Raw genomic sequence first — 3,841 nt, forward strand, 5'->3', positions numbered from 1 at the left:
GCATAAACTACGCAAGACCACGCGTGGGCCGAAGAAACCGCCTACACCACGCACCAAGTTCAAGGGTAAACCTCATGTCTCGACCGCTCGGTTGCTCGCCGGTTCGGGCTGAACACGAAATGACACCTTAAAAGGGCTGGTCCCAGAGCCTCCAGACCATCAGTGGGCGCGGGACCAGCAGATACGCACAACCCCTAGCAGGCTGTCGGACTTAGTGATGCAACCGATTGAATGCAAAGAGTTTCCTCTTTTGCGCCAAAAAGTCGTTTTCCTGTTTAATCAATCGGTTACGCCATCAAGTCCGACAGGCTGCTAGAGAGCCGCTCTCATGGTAGACCACGCCGCGCCGCAGCCGCCAGCAACAGCCCCCGGGAAACCGGATGGGGCCGTTGTGAGCCGACTGCGCGGCCAAGGTCGCGCCAGCCCAATGCCCTGTCTCACTGCCCAGCCAAGCCCCGCGCCGCCGGCGATACCCGTTTTCGTGCAGAGGAGAAACCGTAGATGACCACCACCCTTCGTTCACTCCTGTTCACGATCAGTCTCGCGCTGGGCGCGATGCAGCTCGCCGTCGGGGCCGTACCGCGGACCCTGACCTACCAGGGCACGCTCACCGATGGGGCCGGGCAGGCCGTCACCGGCTCCAAGACCATTCAGTTCAGCCTGTATACGACTGAAACTGGGGGCACTGCATTCTGGACTGAGACCCAGACCCTGACCCTGGTGGCAGGGCGCCTGTCCGTCTTACTCGGTGGGGGCGCAACCAATCCGCTGGATACCAGCAAGTTTACCGGGGAAACCTACATCGGGATCAAGGTGGGGACAGACACCGAGATGCCGCGGCAGAAGTTCTCAAGTGTCGCTTATGCCTTTCAGGCGGGGGATGGGGGAGTGCCGCGCGGGGGAATCATTATGTGGAGTGGGGCCGTGGATGCGGTGCCGGATGGATGGGCGTTGTGCAATGGGATAACCCGTACGCTACCAGATGGGTCAGTGGTAACTCCACCTGATCTACAAGACAAATTCATCGTTGGTGCTGGAGCCAGTTATGCTTGGAAAGCTACCGGGGGAGTGATAGGAAATAATATTAGTCACACGCATAGCATCAATGGAGAACCTCTAACAACGAGCACGGCTCCCGATCATACTCATCATTTGGATCTTAATAGCGGGTTAACAAACGGCGGTTCTGATGGCGTTGACAAAGACGGAAACGCCCCTTGGGTGGTCGAAGACCATTACCACAACGTCAACGGCGATACATGGGGCGCTGGCAACCACAATCATACAATTGGTGGACATTCGCACGGAGGTGCTACTGGCTCGTGGGGCAGTACGCAATTGGAAAACCGCCCACCCTACTACGCCCTCGCTTTCATCATGAAACTCTAGGGAATTCGTAGGTTGGGGTGAGGAACGAACCCCAACATGCCACGGCCGGCGCAATGGTGTTGGGGTTCCTTCGTCACCCCAACCTACACTCCGTAACTGGTCAAAGACCGCAACGGATAGTTCTAACGAGGCAGGTCGTCATGATGAAAATTACGCGGCGCTTCGGGTTCATTTCACTCTCGCTGCTTGCCTGGGCTATCGGCGGCACCGCTCATGCCGCCTGCGCCGGTGCCACAGCGTCCGGTGTGAACCAGTGCATCTATTGCGGGGACTTCAGCACGGTCGCCGGGGCCGCAGTCGGCTCAACCACGACGCTGATCGCGAGCAATATGTTCCCGTACCAGGCGATTTCAACGACAGCCGAACAAGAGAGACATTACGCGGATGCAATAGCGGCCCTTACCGCCGGTCAGTCACTGCGCGACACCCTGCTCCCGCTGTCTCCCAACTGGAGCGAGCCGAGCAGTTGCCCCGGCGCCAGCATCCAACAACGACTGTTTTGCGACTGGTGGCGGAATTACGAGACCGAGGGCAAGGTCAGCTTCACTGACGACAACGGCGACGGTGAGCCCGACGCCTGTGTCATCAATGGTAGCGAGATCGGCGCGCTGGCGTCCGCCCGGGACACCTTCGCCTATCAGGTCGCACTCAATTGGGCACCACCAAACTCCACCGTAGCGGACACACGCATCAAACTCTTACAGAGCATCCGGGCCATCGCCGACACTTATCTGATTGTCGCCGATGAGTTCTTCGTGGATGCCGCCGAGTTTCGCGTCTCGACGCTCGATTCCTGGAGCCTCGACCAAATCCTGAGCGCCCAACGACGCCTCACAACCAAGGCGCGCCTCTGTTACCAAGGGGCGGTCAATGCCTTTCTCTACGGATTCAGCCCGGCAGTGGGAACCAACATCTATGTGGCCGATTTTTTCGGCCAAGCCGACACCGAAGATGGCAATCTGTTTAGCCTGTTCAATCTGGCGGTGGCGCGCTGGTCCGACGCCTGGCGTGAGGAGGCCGCCAAGCGCCGCGCCATCGGCATCTCGCCCTCGCCGCAGGATCAGACCCGGGCGAGCGCCGACTTCACCGTGGCACTGTCCGCGAGCGCGACCCAGACCTATCTGCTCACTGCCGCCCTGGCCGGACGACAGGGCCAGGCCTTCATCGACAATGGCGGCCCGCGCCTGGAGCGTGCGCTCGCCTGGATGCGCTCCCTAGCCCTGGCGGGTAGCGCCGGTCTGAATCCGTTGGGCTATGACGACCGCTTCGTGCCGATGCGCAGCAGCCAGGACCTGCTGGGGGTCGCCCGCACCATGCAGACCAATGCGCAGCAGTCATTCGACACATTTCAAGCCTATCGCCGCGACATCGATGTCGATATCGAACGGCTCCAGGCGATCCTCGCCGAGGATGCGAACAGCGTTCTGAAAGCGCAACTGGCGACCCTGACGGGGGTTCCACTCAGTGCCGCCGACTTCGATGCGCAGGTACGGGTGGCCGGGGACAACTTTTCCGATTGCGGCCTGGACCTCGATAACACCGCGTTCGTCGCCTGCATGAACGGCAGCGATAAGGCCAAGGGGACGCTCGCGAACAAGTATTTCGATATGCATCGAGGCCGGCAGCAATGGACCTTAGCGGTTCAACACAAGACCACCCTGTTGGGACAAATTGAAACCGAGAATCGGCTCCATGGCGAGACCCTGGACATCGAACACCGTTACCTCCAAGGCCAGAAGGCCCGCCTCACGCAATTCATCAGCGACATGGCCGGGGCCCGGACCATCGAAAAGAGCGACAGCAAATACAAGGACAACGGCAACGACAAAGACACCCACGGCACCAAGACGACGACCACCACCACCTATAAACTGAGAGACGACGACCTAAAACTGAACGTCGAGAAGGAAATCGACCTGCAAGCCCTGTTGGCTGATTACCGCATCGCTCAAGCAGGCGTGCAATATCAGGGCAACATCGAGGCGCTGTTGCGCCAGATCGTCGAGCAGGAGATGACGATCGGCCTCGAGGTCCAGAATGAGAACGCGGCGGCACTCGACTTCGCCAATCTGCTCGGCCAGCGCGATGACCTGATCTTTCAGCGCGACAAGGCCACCGAGCACACCAACTGGACGGCCGAGCGGATCATGCGCCGGGCGGCCGAGGTACGCATCCTGCGTTCACGGGCGGCGCTGCGCTTCGAATCGGACTTCAATCAGGCGGTGCGCTTCAGTTATCTGGCGGCCAAAGCGCTCGAATACAAATATCTCACGCCCCTGGTCAATGTGGGAGAGGCCGATGACCCACTGAATCTCAGAGCCTGTCTAGAAACTAAATTATTGATTTTATAGCAAAAAAATTGTAGAATCTCCGGAATCCATACGAAAATGCGATCTTATTCCGGGTTTCAATATGAATGAAGACAGCATCGAGTCGCCTGCCAGGTATCCTA

The 3,841-nt window shown here is 59.1% G+C and carries 2 protein-coding genes; both read left to right on the plus strand.

What is annotated here, in order from left to right; genetic code table 11:
- Positions 1-501 precede the first annotated feature (501 nt).
- A complete protein-coding gene (locus QZX93_RS15155) occupies positions 502-1,389 on the plus strand; it encodes a hypothetical protein (protein ID WP_295393208.1) in 888 nt (295 codons plus the stop codon).
- 140 nt (positions 1,390-1,529) lie between these two features.
- Positions 1,530-3,740, plus strand: coding sequence for a hypothetical protein (locus QZX93_RS15160; RefSeq protein ID WP_295393209.1), 2,211 nt, complete (start codon positions 1,530-1,532; stop codon positions 3,738-3,740).
- Positions 3,741-3,841 lie beyond the last annotated feature (101 nt).

This window comes from uncultured Thiodictyon sp. (genome assembly GCF_903946935.1).
GTDB lineage: Bacteria > Pseudomonadota > Gammaproteobacteria > Chromatiales > Chromatiaceae > Thiodictyon.

Bases quoted from the DNA above. Each gene is read 5' to 3' on its own strand.
- QZX93_RS15160 (WP_295393209.1), top strand. From the start codon at position 1,530: ATGATGAAAATTACGCGGCGCTTCGGGTTCATTTCACTCTCGCTGCTT.
- QZX93_RS15155 (WP_295393208.1), top strand. From the start codon at position 502: ATGACCACCACCCTTCGTTCACTCCTGTTCACGATCAGTCTCGCGCTG.